1 protein-coding gene is annotated in these 370 nt (G+C 59.2%); it reads right to left on the reverse strand.

The window, feature by feature from the left end; translation table 11 throughout:
* Nucleotides 1-141: 141 nt before the first annotated feature.
* The coding region (locus tag MKL09_RS07040; RefSeq protein ID WP_244019146.1) for a hypothetical protein at nucleotides 142-370 on the reverse strand (229 nt) is incomplete at its 5' end.

Consider the following 370-nt stretch of genomic DNA (forward strand, 5'->3'; position numbering starts at 1 on the left):
AAGCTGGAGTAAATTTCGATGGCACGAAGATTATTCTACGTATTGCGCTGCCCATAGAAACAGTATCTCCATGCGATTGTTATGTAAAAAGAACGTTCTCGTTGACGACGTATCAGCGAAAAGGCAAGTTCTCGCCCGCAATCAGTCCGACTTCGCTAGCTGCTCGTGCCGGGCGAACGCGAGGCGGATGCGAGCGGTCGCCCGAAGAGCTTCGGCACCGCGCAGTGGCACGTCAGTCCAGTCGACCCCCATCTTGTCGGCGAACGCCTTGAGCTGCGTGAACCGTTCTGCGTGCCACTGCGCGGTGCCGAAGCTCGTCGGGCGACCGCTCGCATCCGGGTCGCCCTTGATCGTCGGGTCGAGGTTCGCG

Origin of the sequence: Methylobacterium sp. J-048 (genome assembly GCF_022829515.1) — a bacterium.
Lineage (GTDB): Bacteria > Pseudomonadota > Alphaproteobacteria > Rhizobiales > Beijerinckiaceae > Methylobacterium.